The 16,929-nt window shown below is 73.8% G+C and carries 13 protein-coding genes; 5 read left to right on the plus strand and 8 right to left on the minus strand.

Annotated elements, in window-relative coordinates:
- The first annotated feature begins 6 nt into the window (after positions 1–6).
- Positions 7–441 (plus strand): glycine-rich domain-containing protein, encoded by a 435-nt coding sequence (locus tag ACO0M4_RS36030; RefSeq protein ID WP_430375288.1) that lies wholly within the window; start codon positions 7–9, stop codon positions 439–441.
- A gap of 573 nt (positions 442–1,014) precedes the next feature.
- Here the strand turns inward: ACO0M4_RS36030 and ACO0M4_RS36035 are convergent.
- On the minus strand, positions 1,015–2,232 hold the full coding sequence (locus ACO0M4_RS36035; protein ID WP_430375289.1) for an ROK family protein: 1,218 nt from the start codon (positions 2,230–2,232) through the stop codon (positions 1,015–1,017).
- Positions 2,233–2,249: 17 nt separating this feature from the next.
- On the opposite strand from ACO0M4_RS36035, the gene ACO0M4_RS36040 reads away from it, so the two are divergent.
- Together ACO0M4_RS36040 and ACO0M4_RS36045 are read left to right on the plus strand one after the other, a co-directional pair.
- The gene (locus ACO0M4_RS36040) at positions 2,250–3,593 is read left to right on the plus strand and encodes an MFS transporter (protein ID WP_430375290.1); all 1,344 of its coding nucleotides are present in this window, start codon (positions 2,250–2,252) and stop codon (positions 3,591–3,593) included.
- A 159-nt stretch (positions 3,594–3,752) separates the two neighbouring features.
- Entirely contained in the window at positions 3,753–4,508 is a 756-nt protein-coding gene (locus ACO0M4_RS36045; protein ID WP_430375291.1) for a maleylpyruvate isomerase family mycothiol-dependent enzyme, read from the plus strand.
- 307 nt (positions 4,509–4,815) lie between these two features.
- On the opposite strand, the gene ACO0M4_RS36050 is transcribed toward ACO0M4_RS36045, so the two are convergent.
- From ACO0M4_RS36050 to ACO0M4_RS36060, 3 genes are all read right to left on the minus strand, one after another.
- A complete protein-coding gene (locus ACO0M4_RS36050) occupies positions 4,816–5,481 on the minus strand; it encodes a response regulator (protein ID WP_430375292.1) in 666 nt (221 codons plus the stop codon).
- Complete coding sequence (locus ACO0M4_RS36055; RefSeq protein WP_430375294.1) at positions 5,478–6,728, minus strand: sensor histidine kinase; 1,251 nt, start codon at positions 6,726–6,728, stop codon at positions 5,478–5,480. Before ACO0M4_RS36055 ends, ACO0M4_RS36050 begins: the two co-directional genes overlap by 4 nt.
- Before the next feature lie 295 nt (positions 6,729–7,023).
- Entirely contained in the window at positions 7,024–7,617 is a 594-nt protein-coding gene (locus ACO0M4_RS36060; protein ID WP_430375295.1) for a TetR family transcriptional regulator, read from the minus strand.
- A 196-nt stretch (positions 7,618–7,813) separates the two neighbouring features.
- Between ACO0M4_RS36060 and ACO0M4_RS36065 the strand changes: the two genes are divergently transcribed.
- A complete protein-coding gene (locus tag ACO0M4_RS36065) occupies positions 7,814–8,695 on the plus strand; it encodes a class I SAM-dependent methyltransferase (protein ID WP_430375296.1) in 882 nt (293 codons plus the stop codon).
- Here ACO0M4_RS36065 and ACO0M4_RS36070 read toward each other — a convergent pair.
- Positions 8,661–9,941 (minus strand): geranylgeranyl reductase family protein, encoded by a 1,281-nt coding sequence (locus ACO0M4_RS36070; RefSeq protein ID WP_430375297.1) that lies wholly within the window; start codon positions 9,939–9,941, stop codon positions 8,661–8,663. The genes ACO0M4_RS36065 and ACO0M4_RS36070 overlap by 35 nt on opposite strands.
- 180 nt (positions 9,942–10,121) lie before the next feature.
- Between ACO0M4_RS36070 and ACO0M4_RS36075 the strand changes: the two genes are divergently transcribed.
- Positions 10,122–11,483, plus strand: coding sequence for a dipeptidase (locus ACO0M4_RS36075; RefSeq protein WP_430375298.1), 1,362 nt, complete (start codon positions 10,122–10,124; stop codon positions 11,481–11,483).
- A gap of 807 nt (positions 11,484–12,290) precedes the next feature.
- Here the strand turns inward: ACO0M4_RS36075 and ACO0M4_RS36080 are convergent.
- The 3 genes from ACO0M4_RS36080 to ACO0M4_RS36090 form a co-directional block, all read right to left on the minus strand.
- Positions 12,291–13,325 (minus strand): NUDIX domain-containing protein, encoded by a 1,035-nt coding sequence (locus ACO0M4_RS36080; RefSeq protein ID WP_430375299.1) that lies wholly within the window; start codon positions 13,323–13,325, stop codon positions 12,291–12,293.
- A gap of 288 nt (positions 13,326–13,613) precedes the next feature.
- Positions 13,614–15,545 carry a protein kinase domain-containing protein gene (locus tag ACO0M4_RS36085; RefSeq protein ID WP_430375375.1) on the minus strand — a complete coding sequence of 644 codons (1,932 nt, stop codon included), beginning with the start codon at positions 15,543–15,545 and terminating at the stop codon, positions 13,614–13,616.
- Between the two features lie 298 nt (positions 15,546–15,843).
- Entirely contained in the window at positions 15,844–16,800 is a 957-nt protein-coding gene (locus ACO0M4_RS36090; protein WP_430375300.1) for an ROK family protein, read from the minus strand.
- Between the last annotated feature and the right edge of the window lie 129 nt (positions 16,801–16,929).

Raw genomic sequence — 16,929 nt, forward strand, 5'->3', positions numbered from 1 at the left:
TCCTTTGTGGGCGTCGTCAACACGGTGAAGGACAACAACCCCGGCATGGAACTTGGCCTCGCCGAACGGATCGTTGCGGAGGGGCTGAAGTTCGTTGCCGCCTGCTCCCGCTTTCCCGGTGACGGCCTGGCCCCGTCCCGAGTGGTGGACGAAGGTTGGCATGGGCTCATCCTCCACACAAAGGTGTACGCGGACCTGTGCGAGCAACTGGGCGGAGCCTTCGTGCACCACTTCCCCGGCTGGGACCCGATGAACTACGACCCCAGCGTCCTGGAGCGCACCCGCGACCGAATCCGGCAGTGCGGCTACAACGTCGATGAAGAACTGTGGGGGCCGCCTGCCGGCGCTGATGCCCCTCTCGTGTCCGTGGCGGCGAACTGCCAGCATTCCACGGAATGCGCCATCAAACCGATGCCCACACCGCAAGACCCCCGCCAGTGAACCCTCGTAGCTGACTGGCCGATTGGGCGTAGGTTGGGCGCTGGATTGGAGGCTCCATGACTGAGTGGATCAACCCTCGGTACGCATCGCTCGTACGAGCGTGGCGCGACACCCAGACGCAAGCAGGAAACCAGGATGCCACGGCACCCCAACGGGGGTTCATCTGGCCGGGACGCGAGACCCCGGAGGCTCCGCCGACTAGTGGCGACGAGTAACCAGACTCGCGTTTCCCCACAGCTTGATGCATCCCCCGTGGCGGGGAGTCGGGTTGGAGGCCCCTGCTCATATCAGGGCGGGGGCCTCTCCACACGCCTCGCCCCGTCTACGCGTCACCCTTGCCGCTGCGGTCGCTGACGTACGTTCCCCGCGCAAGCGGCCCTGATGTGACCATCTATGCCTGCCCCAACTGCGCCGTGCACATCGTGCCTAGCCCCCTGTCTGGCGAACTGGCGTAGTCCCGCACCCCGCCCCGTCCGGTCCATCCCCGGGCGGGGCACTCTCAGGCCCGTCACAGAAGTACCAGTTATGAGCTTCGGGCAGCCAAAAACGTGGGAAGCCAGCCAAGGGCCGCGGCTAGGCGAGGACGACCAACGGGTCGTCCAGCACCGGCTGCCACGCCAGTTCCGCCGCGCCCACCAGGCTGTTGTGGTCGAGGCTGCACGGCAGGATGGGGACCCCGCCGCTGCGGCCCCACAGGCTGCGGTCGGCGACTACGGCTCGGAGTCGCTCGGGGTCGGCCTCCAGGAGGGCGCGGTGCAGTCCGCCGAGGATGATGCGGTCGGGGTTGAGGATGTTGACCAGGCCGGCGAGGCCCAGTCCGAGCCGGTCGATGAGCAGGTCGGCGGCGGTGCGTACGCCGGGGTCGGCGTACTCGTTCCGGAGCAGTTCGCTGGCCTGGTGGAGGAGTGAGACCTCCGGTCCTGGTTCCCGGCCGGCGGCGACGAGGAAGGCGAGCGGGTCGGCCTCGACGTCCAGGCAGCCGCGGCTGCCGCAGTAGCAGGGGGCGCCCTCCGGGTTGACGGTGAGGTGACCGACCTCCAGGGCGAGGCCCGAACTGCCGCTGTGCAGGCGGCCGTCGAGTACCAGTGCCCCGCCGACGCCGCGGTGACCGGAGGCGACGCACAGCAGGTGGCGGGCGCCGCGGCCGGCGCCGTGCCGGTGTTCGGCGAGGGCGCCGAGGTTGACATCGTTGCCGGTGAAACCGATCTTCTCGGTGACGCCGGGGATGCCGGCGTCGGCCAGCGCGCGCAGGAACAGTTCGCGCACGGGGGCGCCCGAAGGCCAGGCGAGGTGGAGCGGGTTGAGCGCCTCGCCGTCGGGTTCGGCGATCGCGGACGGCACCGCGAGGCCCGCGCCCAGGCAGCGCCGCCCGGTCTCGCGCAGCAGGGCGGCGCCGGCCTCGACCACCTCGGCGAGGACGTGCGCGGGGTCCGCGGGGATGATGCCGCAGCTGGGCGTGGTGGCGACGATCCGGCCGCCGAGGCCGACCAGGGCGGCGCGGTATCCGTCGGCGTGGATCTGTGCGGCGAGTACGACCGGGCCGTTCTCCTTGAGGGACAACCGGTGGGAGGGCCGCCCTTGGGAGCCCGCGGAGGCGTGCGGCCGGGAGTCGACGGTGATCAGGCCGAGCGCTTCGAGCTCGGCGGCCACCGCCCCCGCGGTCGCCCGGGTCACGCCGAGTTCGGTGGTCAGGACGGCACGGGTGGGCGCGCGTCCGGTGTGTACGAGCTCCAGTGCGGGTCCGAGGGCGCTACGGCCCCGCTCCAACCTGGTTGTCCGAGTCTGGGTCACCCCTCTATTCTGGCTTTGTGCCGACGCTAAACAAAATACGCACGGCCTTGACGCTCAATCGGGCCCACACCCCTACCGACCTCTCGAAAACCTCGATATCGCCGCATAGCGGGACGGCAACCACCTCCCGGGGGCCGGCCGGCCCCCGGCTGACCCGTCTGCGCATCGCGCTCACCGCGTTCTTCGCCGTCGACGGCTTCCTCTTCGCCGGCTGGGTCGTCCGGATCCCCGCGATCAAGGCGCAGACCGGCGCCGGTGCGGGCGCCCTGGGCCTGGCCCTGCTCGGCGTGTCGGCCGGCGCGGTGGCGTTCATGATGCTCACCGGGCGGCTGTGCCGGCGCTTCGGCAGCCACGCCGTGACCGTCGCCTCCGGTGCCGCGCTCGCGCTGAGCATCCTGCTCCCCCCACTCGCCCGTTCGGCCACCGCACTGGGCCTGGTGCTGCTGGTCTTCGGCGCCGCGTACGGCTCCCTCAACGTCGCCATGAACAGCGCCGCCGTCGAGCTGATCGCCACCCTGCGCCGCCCGGTGATGTCCGGCTTCCACGCCGCCTTCAGCCTGGGCGGGATGATCGGCGCCGGGCTCGGCGGACTGGTCGCCGGGCACCTCTCGCCAGCCACGCACCTCTCGGTACTGGCGGGGTGCGGACTGGTCGTGGCGGCCGTCGCGGGCACCGTGCTGCTGCGCGAGCAGGCAAGGGCCGGGGCTGCGGTACCGGCCGAGGAACGCGGCACGGCGACCCCGGACCGACCACGACGCCCCGGCACAGCCGGCCCGACCCGCCGGCTCGTGCTCGTCTTCGGCGTGATCGCACTGTGCACCGCGTACGGCGAGGGCGCGCTCGCCGACTGGGGGGCACTGCACCTCTCCCAGGACCTGGCCGCCACGCCGGGGCTCGCGGCCGCCGGCTACGCGGTGTTCGCGCTGGCCATGACCATCGGACGGCTCTCCGGGACCGCGATCGTCGAGCGGTTCGGCCCGGCCCGGGCCCTGGTCACGGGCGGCACCACGGCGACGGCCGGGATGCTGCTCGGGGCGCTCGCGCCGACCGCGTGGGGCGCCTACGTCGGGTTCGCGGTCGCCGGCCTGGGGCTGGCCAACATCTTCCCGATCGCCATCGCGCGGGCCGGGGCGGCCGGCGGCCCGAACGGGGTCGCGGTGGCCTCCACGATCGGCTACGGCGGCATGCTGCTGGGGCCGCCCGCCATCGGTTTCCTCGCCGAGGCGTGGGGCCTGCCCGTAGCACTGACCACGGTCGCCCTGCTGGCCGCGGTGGCGGCCCTGATCGCGTACCTGACGCGCGGGGCGCACCGGAACGGAGTGGACCGCTCCGCGACCGATTCAGGTACGCCGGGAAGGTGACGGGACACCAACCGGGCCCGGACGCCGGCACGTTCCGCTCCGCGACGGGTGAGTCCTCACCGGTCGGTGACGTGTCGGCGGGATCCGCCGCACGGGGCGCCGGGGCGGCGGTCGCCCCGGCGCTGCCCGTTGTCAGTGGCGGCTGGCACACTCGGACGCATGGAGATCACTGAGTTCGTCGAAACCCTGCGGCTGGACGGCGGGCTGCTCGCGGACGCCGCCGAAATGGCCGGCCCCGACGCCCCGGTGCCGGCCTGCCCCGAGTGGCGGATGCGGGATCTGGTGCGGCACATAGGGAAGGTCCACCGGTGGGCGGCGGGCTTCGTGACCGACCCCAAGGAGCAGCCGGGGTCCGCCCCCGAGGTCCCGGAGCTGACCGACGACGAACTGGTGCCCTGGCTGCGCGAGGGCCACCACCACCTCGTCGTGGCACTCCACACGGCACCGACGGACCTGCGGACGTGGACGTTCCTGCCGGCCCCGTCCCCGCTCGCCTTCTGGGCGCGCCGACAGGCCCACGAGACGTCGGTGCACCGCGCCGACGCCCAGCAGGCGGCCGGCGTCCCGCTTACACCCCTGCCGGCCCGCTTCGCCGCCGACGGTGTCGACGAGCTCCTGACGGGCTTCCACGCCGGCGACCGCAGTCGGCTCCGCCCGGAGACGCCCCGCACGCTGCGGCTGCGCGCCAGCGACACCCCCGGCGCGGACTGGACGGTGCACCTCACGCCCGACGCGCCGCCGCGCACGGTGCGGCACGCCACGCCGGACGCGGCCGACGCCGCCCCGGACTGGACGGTCGAGGCCCCGGCCGAGGAGCTGTATCTGACGCTGTGGAACCGCCTCCCCTGGGACGGCCTGAAGGTCACCGGCGGCCCGTCCCTGCCGGCGCTGTGGCGGGAGCGTGGTGCGATCTGACCGGCATGCGAACAGCCACCTCGCCGACCTGACGCTTCGTCATGAGCGTTGCTCGCGGACAGCACTCGTGGGCTGCGCTCCGGCCTGCACTCATGGGCTGCGCTCTGCCCGCATTCTTGGGCTGCACCCGTGGGCAGTGGTCACGGACAGTAGTCACGGGCAATGGCCACGGGCAGTGGTCACGGGAGGCAAGAGACCGGGAACGAGGGACGGGGGATGGAGAACGGGGAACGGAGAACGGGGCGATGGTCACGGGTGGGGCGCCTAGGGTGTCCCCCGAGCCTCCCAATGGCCGCCGCCCGGTGCCTCACCCCAGCCAGCCCGGGCGTACCAGTCCCGACTCGTAGGCCAGGACGACCAGTTGGGCGCGGTCGCGGGCGCCCAGCTTGACCATGGTGCGGCTGACGTGGGTCTTGGCGGTGAGCGGGCTGACCACCAGCCGGCGGGCGATCTCCTCGTTGGAGAGCCCGATGCCCACCAGGGCCATCACCTCCCGTTCCCGGTCGGTGAGCGCGACGAGTGCGGCGGCCGGCGCCGGTTCCTTGGAGCGGGCGGCGAACTCCGCGATCAGCCGGCGGGTCACCCCCGGTGAGAGCAGCGCGTCGCCGGCCACCACCGCGCGCACCGCCCGCAGCAGCTCGTCCGGTTCGGTGTCCTTGACCAGGAATCCGGAGGCCCCGGAGCGGATCGCCTCGAAGACGTACTCGTCGAGTTCGAAGGTGGTCAGCATGACGACCTTGACGTCGCGCAGTGCGGGGTCCTCGGTGATCCGCCGGGTGGCGGCCAGGCCGTCGACCACCGGCATCCGGATGTCCATCAGGACCGCGTCCGGGCGGTGTGCCCGGACGGCGGTCAGCGCTTCCTGTCCATTCGCCGCCTCGCCGACCACCTCGATGTCGGGCTGGGCGTCCAACAGCGCCTTGAAGCCGGCCCGGACCAGCAGTTGGTCGTCGGCGAGCAGTACCCGGATCACGACTCCTCCTTGATGGCGGTGCGGGCCGCGGTGGTGAGCGGGATGCGCGCCCGGACCTGGAAACCGCCGTCCGGGCGGGGACCCGCTTCGACCGTGCCGCCCAGCGCCGCGGCCCGTTCCCGCATCCCGGCCAGCCCGTTGCCGCCGCCGGTCGGCTCGCCGGTGCCGGCGGTCGCCGGTCCGTCGTCGTCGACCCGGATCTCCAGCGCACCGGGAGCGTAGCGGAGCCGCACCCGGGCGGTGCGCGAGCCCGAGTGCCGGACGATGTTGGTGAGCGCCTCCTGGACGATGCGGAAGGCGGCGAGGTCGGTGCCGGGCGGCAGGGTGGCCCGGGCGCCCTCGGTCGTGACGTCGACGGCGAGGCCGGCTCCCCCGGCCTGTTCGGTGAGTTCGGGCAGCCGGTCCAGGCCCGGGGCCGGGGCGCGCGGGGCGTCCCCCGGGGTGCGCAGGGTGTCGAGGACCTGCCGGACCTCGCCGAGCGCTTCCTTGCTCGCGGCCTTGATGGTGGTCAGTGCGGTGCGCGCCTGTTCCGGGTCGGAGTCCAACAGCGCCAGTCCGACGCCCGCCTGGACATTGATGACCGAGATGCTGTGCGCGAGGACGTCGTGCAGTTCGCGGGCGATCCGGAGCCGCTCCTCGTCGGCCCGGCGGCGCTCGGCGGCGGCGCGTTCGGCCCGCATCCGGGCCAGCTGTTCGCGGCGCGCCCGGGCGAGTTCGGAGACCGCCACGACGGCCGCCACCCAGGCGGTGACGACGAGTTCCTGCCCCCAGGGGGCGGGCCCGAGGTGCGGGGGCAGCCAGCGGTAGAGCCAGTGCGCGACCAGGAGGTGGACCAGCCACGCCCCGCCCACCGCGCACCAGGCGACCACCCGGTGCCCGGCGACGATCGCCGCGAAGGCGCCGAGCGCGAGCGTGACGAAGACCGGCCCGTAGGGGTAGCCGGCCGCGAAGTAGGCGGCGCAGCAGGCGGCGGTGCCGAGGGCGGTGGCCCGCGGGTAGCGGTACCGGAAGAGCAGCAGTACGGCTCCGGCGAGGAGCAGCGCATGGCCGAGGGGGTCGAGCGGAATGCGTCCGTGCTGGCCGTGGGCGGCGGCGTTGCTGCCGACGGTGACCAGCACGGCCACCACCACCGTCGAGCGCCAGGGCAGTCGGCCGTCGGCCCGTCTTCCGGGCGTCGGGCCCGCCGCCCACCACTCCCCCGCCCCGCCGTGGTGGCGCCGCGCCCACGGCGGCCGTGCGTTGTCCATGCCGCAACGCTAGACCGCGGTGGGCGCGGCGGCGTCCGCCGGGCGCGGTGGTCACGGCTACTCCCCGGGGAGTAGGGCCTGTCCGGTGGATCAGGGTGGGATACGAGTGGATCAGGGTCGGATACGCCGCGGATCAGGATCGGATACGCCGCGGACCCGGCCGCGATCCACCGGACAGGCCCTACTCCGGCCGCCCGGGGTCAGCCGGGCCGCCGGCCGCGGCCCCTGCCGTTCCGATCCCTACCCTTCCGTTCCCTACCGTCCCCTTCCATCCCGATCCATCCCCTTCCGTTCCCTACCCTGCCGTTCCGACGAGCATCGCCACCAGCCGTTCCGCCTGCCTGCGGGGATCGGGCGCCCCGGCCCGTCCGGTCATCAGCAGGTGGTGGACGGTACCGACGAGGGCGAGCGCGACCGCGCCGGTGTCGGTGTGGTCCGCGAGGCGCCCGAGCCGCTGCTCGGCGTCCAGATAGTCGGTGATCGCGTCCTGCATCGCGTCGAAGCCCGGCGCACCTTCCTGGAGCGCGGTGCGGATCCGGTCGGCGGCGGCGGGGCGGGTGAGGGCGAGGCCGGCGATGACCGGGCCCGCGGAGTCCAGCAGAGTGCCGGCTACGGTGCCGAGGTTCGCGGCCACGGTGTCCTGGCCGGCCCGTTCCGGGAGCTGTGCGGCCTGTCGCGCGGTGCGGGCGAACCGGTCCAGGCACAGCTCGGCGACGAACTCGTCCAGTCCGCCGGCGAAGTGGGCGTGCAGCAGCCCTTTGGAGCAGCCCGCCTCCGCGGTGATCGCACGGCTGGTCAGGGCGCCCGGACCCTCCCGGGCCAGCAGACGCTCGGCGGCGGCGAAGAGCCGTTCGCGGACATCGGGGATGGCCACTCCACGCGGTGACATGAGACCTCTCCGGGCTAGGGATTGCCAGTATGGGCACGCGCCCATACTGTTGCCCACAGAGTTTGGGCACCCGCCCATCCTAGGCCCGGGCCGCCCGTTCCGCCGGGCTGTCCGTTCCACCGGGCTGTCCGCCTGCCGCCGACGCCCACCCCCACACCCACGCCCGACAAGCCCCGCACCCAGTAGGAGGCACCGCATGGCACACCCCACCGGCCCCGCACTCCCCGACACCCCCAACGCCGAACAGGCCCGCGCCTGGAACGGCTACGAGGGGACCCACTGGGCCGACCACCAGGACCGCTGGGACGCGGTGAACGGCGGGTTCAACGAGCCGCTGCTCACGGCCGCGGCGATCGGCCGGGCCGACCGCGTCCTGGACATCGGCTGTGGCGCCGGCGCCACGACCCGGCTCGCCGCCCGCCGAGCCACCGAAGGGCACGCACAGGGCGTGGACCTCTCCGCACCGATGCTGGCCCGCGCCCGCGCCTCCGCGGCCCGCGAGGGACTGACCAACACCGCCTTCGCACAGGGCGACGCCCAGGTCCACGCCTTCCCGACGGGCGGCTTCGACGTCGCGATCAGCCGCTACGGCGTGATGTTCTTCGCCGACCCGGTCGCCGCCTTCACCAACATCGGCCGGGCACTGCGCCCCGGCGGCCGACTGGCGTTCGTCTGCGGCGCACCGGCCGACCGCAGCGAGTGGTTCCAGGCCCTGGCGGCGCTCCGCCCGTACCTGTCACTGGACGGCTTCGGCGCCCCCGGTGCACCCGGAATGTTCTCGCTCGCCGACCCGGACCGCGTCCAGGAGGTGCTCTGCACCGCCGGATTCCGGGAGGCCACCGTGACGCCGGTGACGGCGGACGGCGTCTGGGGCCGGGACGCCGGCGACGCGTCCGCCTTCCTGCTCGGCTCCGGCCCCGGCCGCCATCTGCTGGAGGGGGCCGCCCCGGACCACCGGGAGCGCGCCCGGACGGCACTCGCCGAGGCGCTGCGCCCCTACGAGGACGGCGGCGCGGTCCGGCTGCGCGGCGCCGCCTGGCTCGTCACCGCCGTTCGGCCGCCGGCTCCGGGTCGCTGACCTCCGCCGACCGGGCGACGGGCGCGGCCTCCTGGGACGTCTCCGCCCGGTCCAGGGCCTCCAGCGCACGTCGGGCGAGCGGGTGCGTGCGGACCAGGTCGGCAAGCGTGGAGGTGCCGCGGGTGATCTTCGCGAACGCCCGCCACGCGGGCCGGAATCCGGTCAGCGCGGCGTGGAACATCCCCGGGCGGCGCGCGAAGAGGGCCAGCATGCGACGGCCGACACCCATCTCCACCCCCAGCCCGGCCTTGATGGCGAAGGCGTAGTTCAGGGCCTGGCGCCGGGCGTCGACCGCGTCGTGCGCCTCGGAGATCCGCACCGCCCACTCCCCCGCCAGCCGCCCGGAGCGGAGCGCGAAGGAGATCCCCTCGCGGGTCCAGGGCTCCAACAGGCCCGCCGCGTCACCGCAGACCAGCACCCGACCGCGGGAGAGCGGGGAGTCGTCGGCGCGGCAGCGGGTCAGGTGCCCGGAGGAGATCTGCGGCTCGAAACCGGCCAGGCCGAGCCGTCCGATGAAGTCCTCCAGATAGCGCTTGGTGGCCGCGCCCTCGCCGCGGGCCGAGATCACCCCGACGGTGAGGGTGTCCCCCTTGGGGAACACCCAGCCGTAACTGCCGGGCATCGGGCCCCAGTCGAGCAGCACCCGGCCGGCCCAGTCCTCGGCGACCGTCTCCGGCACCGGGATCTCGGCCTCCAGACCGAGGTCCACCTGGTCGATCTTGACTCCGACGTGTGCGCCTATCCGGCTCGCGCTGCCGTCCGCGCCGACCACCGCGCGGGCCAGCACCACCTCGCCGTCACCCAGCACCACCGCGACGGTCCGCCGGTCGGGGACGTTGGCGCCGTGCTGCTCCACCCGCGTGACGGTGACACCGGTACGGACCCGGGCACCGGCGTCCTTGGCGGACTCCACCAGTGCGGCGTCGAACTCGGGACGGTTGATCAACCCGAAGAGCATGTGCTTGGAGCGCCGGGTGCGGTTCAACCGGCCGTTGAGCGAGAACGTAACCGCGTGCACCCGGTCGCGCAGCGGCAGTTCGAAGCCGGGCGGTAGGGAGTCCCGGGACGGCCCGATGATGCCACCGCCGCAGGTCTTGTAGCGGGGGAGTTCGGCCTTCTCCAGGAGCAGCACCCGGCGTCCCGCACACGCCGCGGCGTGTGCCGCCGAGGCGCCCGCGGGCCCCGCGCCCACCACCACGACGTCCCACACCTGCTGGTTGTCCTCGGCTGCCTGCTCGCTGCTCACCTGTGCTTCCGCTCCCGTCCGATGCCTGGCTGCGCGTACCGCCCGCATCCTACGGGCCGCGGCCGGGCGGACCGCCTGTGGGAAGATCGAGGGCACGCCCACCCGTACGTCCGGGCCCGCCCGGCCCACCTCGCCGTACGTGCCCCACGTAGCCAACGCCGCGCCCACAAGGAGCGTTCCATGCCCGACAGCCCGCTCGCCCAGACCGTCGCCGCCCTCCAAACGCGGGCCAGGACCGAACTCGCCGAGTTGGTGGCCTTCAAGTCCGTCGCGGACTACGCGCAGTTCCCCAAGAGCGAGAGCGAGGACGCGGCCCGCTGGATCGCGGACGCGCTGCGGGCCGAAGGCTTCCAGGACGTGGCACTGCTGGACACCCCGGACGGCACCCAGTCCGTCTACGGCTACCTCCCCGGCCCGGCCGACGCGCCGACCGTCCTGCTGTACGCGCACTACGACGTCCAGCCGCCGTTGGACGAGGACGCCTGGGTCTCCCCGCCGTTCGAGCTGACCGAACGCGACGGCCGCTGGTACGGGCGCGGCGCCGCGGACTGCAAGGGCGGCATGATCATGCACCTGACCGCGCTGCGGGCGCTCAAGGAGCACGGCGGCGTCCCGGTCAACATCAAGGTGATCGCGGAGGGTTCGGAAGAACAGGGCACCGGCGGCCTGGAGCGGTACGCCGAGGCGCACCCGGAACTGCTGACCGCCGACGTCATCGTCATCGGCGACTCCGGCAACTTCCGGGCCGGGCTGCCGACGGTCACCGCGACGCTGCGCGGCATGACCATGGTGCAGGTCCAGGTCGACACCCTGGAGGGCAACCTGCACTCCGGCCAGTTCGGCGGCGCGGCCCCGGACGCGCTGGCCGCACTGATCCGGATCCTGGACTCGCTGCGCGCCGAGGACGGTGCGACGACCGTCCGCGGACTGGCCGCGGACGCCACCTGGGAGGGCCTGCAGTACCCGGAGACGGACTTCCGCAAGGACGCCAAGGTCCTGGACGGCGTCGGCCTCATCGGCACGGGCACGATCGCCGACCGGCTCTGGTCCCGGCCCGCCGTGACCGTCCTGGGCATCGACTGCCCGCCGGTGGTCGGCGCCACCCCCTCCGTGCACGCCTCGGCCCGCGCCCTGGTGAGCCTGCGGATCCCCCCGGGCACCGACGCCGTCGACGCCACCAAGCTGCTCACCGCACACCTGGAAGGCGCCGCCCCCTGGGGCGCACGGGTCGCCGTCGAACAGGTCGGCCAGGGCCAGCCGTTCCGCGCGGACACCAGCAGCCCCGCGTACGCCTCGATGGCGGCGGCGCTGCGCGAGGCGTACGACGGGCAGGAGATGCAGACCTCCGGCCTGGGCGGCTCCATCCCGCTGTGCAACACCCTGGCCAGGCTCTACCCCGACGCGGAGATCCTGCTGATCGGCCTCAGCGAACCGGAGGCCCAGATCCACGCCGTCAACGAAAGCGTGTCCCCCGAGGAACTGGAACGGCTCTCACTGGCCGAGGCCCTGTTCCTCCAGCGGTTCGCCGCGGAGCGGCGTTGATCCCCACGGTTTCGCTGCGCTTGGCTGGCTTCCCACGTTTTTGGCTTTCCCGCCGTTGCGCCTGACGGCGCGGGGCCGCCGTACGTTGCCGCTGCGCGGGGCCGCCTCGTACGTTGCCGGGTGCGGCGCCGTTTCGCCTGCGGCGTGGGCTGTGGTCCGCTGCGCGGGGCTGTTGGGTGCGGGGGCGGGTTGGAGGGGTTGGTGTTCAGGACTGCTGCGCTTTACGTCCTGAACACCAACCCCTCCAACCCGCCCCCTCCCAGTGGTGGTGAGGAAGGACGGTGAGTGGGGGGCAAGGCGAGTGGTCCGGTGCCGGTCTCTTTCCCTCCATGAGCCCGCACGTCCTTGAGTCCGCACGTCTTTGAGCTCGCACGTCTTTGAGCTCGCACGTCCTTGAGCTCGCGCCTCTTCTGAACCCGCGCCTCTTCATGCCCGCACGTCTTCGCGCCCGCGCCTCTTCCACCCACGGGACGGCACCAACCCACCCACGAGCCGACACCGTCCCACCCACCGGCCGACACGGTCCCACCCACGGGCCGGCACAGTCCCACCCACTCGCACCCCACCCTCCTTCCCACCCACCCACGGGAGGGGGCGGGGCTGTGGGGCTGGGGTGTGCCGGACGTAAAGCGAAGCAGTCCGGCACACCCCAGCCCCACAGCCCCGACACCGCACCCAACAGCCCCGCGCAGCGGACAACACCCCACGCCGCCAGGCGAGGCGTAACAACGCCGCAGGCGAAACAACAAGAACCCCCACGGCGGGAAAGCCAAAAACGTGGGAAGCCAGCCAAGCGCCGCGGACCGGTTACGGCAAAGGAACGCCGGCCTCCAGATGCAGCGGGCACCCCCGCTCGCGGGCCCGTAGGGCCCATCGGAGGCGGTTCCAGCGGACCGGTGGGAGCATGGACTCCGCTTCGGACTCGGTGACGAAGCGCCAGGCACGGAGTTCGGAACCGGGCAGCAGCAGTTCCCGGATGGTGTCGTCGGTGAGCGTGCCGCCGTCGAAGAGCAGCCGCAGACCGCCGTAGCCGGGGGGCTTGGGCGCTTCCCAGTCCAGGACCAACAGCCGTAGGGCGTGCGGGAGTTGGATGCCCAGTTCCTCGGCGACCTCGCGTACGCCGGCCTGGGCGGGTGCCTCGCCTGGTTCGACGATGCCGCCGGGGAACTCCCAGCCTGGCTTGTACGTCGGATCGACCAGCAGTACGCGGTCCTGGTCGTCGAAGAGCAGCACCCCGGCGGCGAGGGTCTCCGCGGTGGGCTCGGGGGTCTGCACGATGTCGCAGGCGCCGGCGCCGGTGCGGACCGCCTCGACGACCCGCTCGGCGGTCTGGCGGGGCGTCAGGGCTGTGGTGTCCACGACGTGCGCATCGTTCTTGAGCCAGTCCAGGGCCTGCGCGTAGGGCCCCAGGTGCTCCAGGCACCAGCGGCGTACGGAGGCGTTGCCCTCGAGGCCGTCGGGGGTGTCCTCGCGGTGGGCTATGCGCTCGCGCAGGATCGTTTCCTCCGCATGGAGGAGGACATGTCGGACGGGTATCCGGCGGGCCGCCAAGGAGCCGAAGATCTCGTCGCGGTACTCCTGGCGCAGCAGCGTCATCGGCGTCACCAGCGGGCCCGGCACCTCGGTGAGCAGGGCGGCCGCGGTGTCCACGACCATCCGTCGCCAGGACGGCAGGTCCTGGTAGTCGTCGACCTCTTCGAACCGCTTGGCCGGCAGCATCAACCGCAGCCCGCCGCCGAGGAGTTCCGGGTCGTAGAGCGTGCTTCCGGGAAGCAGGTCGAGCACTTCATGAGCCACAGTGGTCTTGCCCGCACCGAACGTGCCGTTCAGCCAGACGATCACGGTTTCCCCTCTTCCCTAGACCCAGGTGAGTTGCCCGCAACACCCTGCCACGGAAACGCTCGGGACCACGGGCCGCGCGCGGCGCCGGGAACATGCTTGAGGAACCCACCGCACGGAGGATGCCGGTCCGCCTCCCCCGCCGCGATGCCCCGGCAATCAAGCGCTCCCCCGCCCCTCCAGCACCGAAACCCCCACCCACGCACGGCCTCGGGGCAGCCTGCGACGGGGCGGTACGTCGCATATGCCGGAGTCCCATGGGTGCCTGGCGCCGGGCGGGCGCGCCGCGGTTCAGCAGACCCGCAGCCCCGGCACCGGCTGGTCGTTCTCCCCGCCGGTGAGGTACACGACGCTGACGTAGACACCGGAATTGCCGCTGTCGTCATCGGTCTTGGCCCACCACACGTTGGTCCACTTCCCGTACGTCTCGCGACGGCCCAGCTTGGCCTGGCAGTAGAAGTAGTTGGTACCCGCGTTGAGGTGGCCGACCTGTTGGAAGGACGCGGTGTACGAGGTCGCGGTGCGCCACACGTCGCAGTTGGCCTTGCCGCCACCGGCGTCCGCGCAGGACGGCCCCTGGGTGGGGCCCCCGCCGCTGCCACCACTTCCACCACTGGCACCGCCGGCGGCGGAACCGGATCCGCCGGTGGTCGTGCCGCCGTGCGTACCACCGGAGGTGCCGCCGTGGGCCCCGCCCGCGGTGCCGCCGCCGTCCGTGCCGCCCTGGTTTCCGCCCGTGGCCGCACCGCCGGTCTGGCCGCCCGGACCGCCGCCCGGCACACCGGGCTTGGGGCTCCCGGACGCGGAGGGGTCCCCCGAGGGGGTCACCGAGCCGGCCGGCGACGGGCTGGTGGCCTTGTCGTCGCCCGCGCTGCCCTTGCCGTTGGAGACGCTCGGCTGGCTCGCCCCCGGTGTGGTGGCCGGTGCCGCCGCCTGCCGGTCGCCGGCGGTGCCCCGGTCGCCGGAGCCGCCGCCGACCAGCGCATAGGTGAGGCCACCGCCGCCGGCCAACACGGCCAGGACGGCCGCCGCCGCCAGCAGCACCCGCCGGCGCCGACGGGCTGGCAGCCGCGCGGTGTCGCCGTCGGGGGCGCCCGGGTACGGGTGCGGGCCGGTGACGCCCGCCGAGGAACCGGCCACCGTCGCCGACGGGTCGTGGACCGGCCGCCCGTAGGGCGCGTTCGGGCCGGGCGGCTGCGGCACTGCGCCACCCTGGGCGCCCGGGCCGCCGAGCCAACCGGCCGGCGCCACCCCGGCGCCCGCGGGACCGGGCAGCGGCCCCGCGCCCGCCGTCACGTCCGTGGCGGTGGGCGCGTACGGCGAGCCGGGCTGTGGGACCGGCGGCGGGGCGGGCGGCGTCACGCCAGGGTCGCGGCCCTCCGCGACCGCCCGGAGCATGCTGCGGGCCTGGGCCGCGGACGGGCGGTCGGCCGGGTTCTTGGCCATCAAGGCGTACAGGACGGGCGTCAGGGGCCCGGCTCGGCGTGGTTCGGGCAGGGGTTCGGTGACGATCGCGGTCAGCGTCGAGTACACCGACGTGCGGCGGAACGGCGCGGCGCCGCCCTCGGCCGCCGCGTACAGCGTCATGCCCAGCGACCAGATGTCCGAGGCGGGGGTGGGGTCCAGGCCCTGGGCGCGCTCGGGCGGGAGGTAGTCGAGCGAGCCGACCAGTTCGCCGCTGCGGGTGATGTTGGTGGTGGCGCCGTCCCCGGGGGCCTCGATGCTGGCGATGCCGAAGTCGGTGAGCACCACCCGGCCGCCCTCGGAGCCGGCCCGGTCCGGGGACCGTCCCGCGCGCTCCAACAGGACGTTGCCGGGCTTGACGTCGCGGTGCAGCACCCCGACCTCGTGGGCGGCGTCCAGCGCGTCCATGACGGCGGCCCCGATCCGGGCGATCTCCCGCGGATCCAACGGGCCGTGCGCGCCGATGGCGTCGTCCAGCGACGGCCCGTCCACCAGCTCCATGACGATGACCGGGCGCCCGGCCTCCTCGATGACGTCGTGGACGGTCACCACGCCGGAGTGCCGGATCCGGGCCGCGGCCCGCGCCTCGCGCTGCATCCGGGTCCGCAGGTCGGCGAGTTCGGGGGCGGAGGCGTCCGTGTAGGCCCGTAGGACCTTCAGCGCGACCTCGCGGCCCAGCACCTGGTCCTCGGCCCGGCAGACCACGCCCATGCCGCCCCGGCCGAGCCGGCCGGTGACGCGGTAGCGGCCGCCGAGCACCCGCCCGGTCAGGTCGTCGTCGACGCCGCGCTGCGGGCCGCTGCGGGAGGCGGCCCGCGGTGCACCACCGCCCGCGCCGCCCGGCGCACCGTCCGCCGGCCCGGGGCCGTTCGCACCGTTCGCCGCACCGGTTCCGTCCGCCCCGCGCTGCTCGCGCTCCCCCGATGTCACCGTGCGATCCCCTCGCTACGCGTCTCCGTGCCACAGCGGCCCGGCCGTCTGAACGCCGGGGCGCTGCGCCGCAACCCTTCAGGCGGCCGGCACCAGACTACGGGGCGGAGGGGTGCGACCGGGGCCCCTATCGGGCAGGGGCGAACGTATCGAGACGGGACTGTTGCGCGGCGGCCGCGGCGGCGCCCACGACGCCGGCGTCCGTACCCATCTGGGCGGGGACCACGGCCAGTTCGGACACGAAGGACAGGGTCGCGTAATCCTGGAGAGCGGCGCGCAACGGGGTGAACAGAACATCTCCGGCGCCCGCGACGCCGCCACCGATGACCGCTATGTCGATCTCGACGAGGGTGGCGGTGGCGGCGATGCCGGCGGCCAGCGCCTGTCCGGCCCGCTCGAAGGAGCGCACCGCGACGGGGTCACCGGCGTGCGCCGCGGCGGCGACCGCGGCGGCACTGGCGTCCCCGTCAGGGCCCGGCTGCCAGCCGTTGGCCAGTGCACGGCGAGCGATGTTGGGGCCGCTGGCGATCCGCTCCACGCAGCCGCGCCCCCCGCACGGACACGGGTCACCATCGAGGTCGACGCTGATGTGGCCGATGTGGCCGGCGTTGCCCGAAGGGCCAGGATGCAGCTGCCCGTTGAGGACCAGCCCGCCGCCGACCCCGGTGGAGACCACCATGCACAGCGCGTTGTCGTGGCCCCGTGCGGCACCCTGCCAGTGCTCGGCGGCGGTCATCGCCACCCCGTCGCCGACCAGCGTCACCGGACGCGCGCCGATCAGCTCCCGCACCCCGGCGACCAGCGGGAAGTCGCGCCAGCCGGGGATGTTCACCGGACTGACGGTGCCGGCCGCGGCGTCCACCGGCCCGGCGCTGCCGATGCCGACGGCGGCCACCCGCGCCCAGTCCGGTCCGGCGGCCAGTTCCCGGACGACCTCGGCCACCGCGCGCATCACGGTGGCCCCGTCCTGGTCCGCGGGGGTCGGCCGGGCGGCCCGGGCGACGAGTCTGCCGCACCCGTCCACCAGAGCGCCGGCGATCTTGGTTCCGCCGATGTCCAGCGCTGCGCTGAGGTCCGTCTGCATCGGTGTCGAATTCTCCTGGTGGGCCCGGGGGCCGGGGTGCCGGCCCGGCGTGAGAACGCCAGTCTTCCGGCTATTGACAACGTTGTCTAGGGGCTATGCTCGTCGCCACACAGCGGCGCGTCGGTGCGC

It is taken from the genome of Streptomyces sp. RGM 3693, assembly GCF_050471125.1.
GTDB lineage: Bacteria > Actinomycetota > Actinomycetes > Streptomycetales > Streptomycetaceae > Streptomyces.